The sequence below is a fragment of the Nocardia sp. NPDC058666 genome, assembly GCF_042714895.1.
In the GTDB taxonomy this organism is placed as follows: Bacteria; Actinomycetota; Actinomycetes; order Mycobacteriales; family Mycobacteriaceae; genus Nocardia.
In genome coordinates this window covers 1-1,356 of sequence record NZ_JBHXRY010000080.1, presented here as the reverse complement: position 1 = coordinate 1,356, position 1,356 = coordinate 1, and the positions used below count along the sequence as shown (strand labels likewise).

At 75.0% G+C, this 1,356-nt stretch carries 1 protein-coding gene; it reads right to left on the bottom strand.

Features of this window, described 5'->3' with window-relative positions; all coding sequences use genetic code 11:
* Positions 1 to 149 precede the first annotated feature (149 nt).
* Complete coding sequence (locus ACFWVD_RS28600; RefSeq protein WP_030390257.1) at positions 150 to 1,148, bottom strand: AraC family transcriptional regulator; 999 nt, start codon at positions 1,146 to 1,148, stop codon at positions 150 to 152.
* Positions 1,149 to 1,356: the final 208 nt, after the last annotated feature.

Below are 1,356 nucleotides of genomic sequence, written 5' to 3'. Positions count from 1 at the left end.
GGGGCGGGGTCTGGTGGTGACGGCGGTGGCGCGTCCGGTGCACGCCGGCGCCCGGGTCTGACCGGGGACTCCCCGGGGGCCGGCCGGCCTCCACCGGGCGGGGGTGGCCGGGTCGTTGCGGGTGCGGGTGGTTCAGGGGTGCGGGTGGTTCAGGGGGCGGGGAGGACGACGGTGCGGGGCGGTTGTGCGGCCTGGGGGGCGGTGGCGGGGGCTGCGCCGGTGCGGTACTCCTGGGGGCTGATGCCGCGGACCCTTTTGAAGGCCGTGGAGAGGGCGAAGGCGGAGCTGTAGCCGACGCGGCGGGCGACGCCCGTGACGGTGGCGTCCGGTTCGCGCAGCAGGTCGGCGGCCAGGGCCAGGCGCCAGCCGGTCAGGTAGGCGACCGGGGGCTCGCCGACGACGTCGGTGAACCGGCGGGCCAGGGAGGCCCGTGAGACGCCGACCTTGAGGGCGAGTTCTTCCACGGTCCAGCCGTGGAAGGGGTTCTCGTGGAGCAGCCGCAGGGCGGGGCCGACGACGGGGTCGCCCTGTGCGCGGTACCAGGCGGGGGCGCCGCTGTGGGGGGCGGCGAGCCAGGTCCGCAGGACGCCGATGAGCAGCAGGTCCAGGAGCCGGTCCAGGACGATCTCCTGGCCGGGTTCGTCCTTGGAGATCTCCGAGGTGAGGAGGGTGACCAGGGTGTTGTCGGCGGCTTCGGCGGGGCGGACCAGGATGGTCGGCAGTGCGGTCAGCAGGCGGCGGCCGATCTCGCTGGGTGCCTGGTAGGTGCCGCTGAGCATGATGGCGGAGCCGTCGTCCTGGAAGGCCTCGCCCCAGGTGCGCACGCCCAGGGCCATGGTGTCGGTGACGTCCTCGCCCTCGGTGGTGTTGCAGCGCTGTTCGGGGCCGACGGTGATCTGGACGGGGGTGTCGGGGGCGTCGGCGACGGTGTAGGGGTCGGGGCCGCGTACGACGGCGACGTCTCCGGGGCGGATGAGGACGGGGGTGGCGTGGTCGGGGAGCAGCCAGGCGTCGCCGTGGACCATGGTGACGACGGAGAGGGGGGCGCGGTCCTCGACGCGCAGGGACCAGGGCGGGTTGAGGACGGACTTGAGGAGGAAGGCCCCGCGGGCTTTGGGGCCTTCGAGGAGGCCGGTGAGCGTGTCCATGTCCTCATCCTTTCGGACGGCGTGGCGAAGCGCCCGCTCTCCCGCGGGGGACGGAAAGAGAGCGGGCGCCGTTCGCGGGGTGGGGGGGTGGGGCGGTGGCGGACGGACGGGCCGGTGGTGGGCCGGGGGTGTTCTAGGTGGCGGAGGCGCGGCCGTGCAGGGTCAGTGCGCGGCCGAGGGCGGCGAGGGCTGCGGTGCAGGCGAGGGT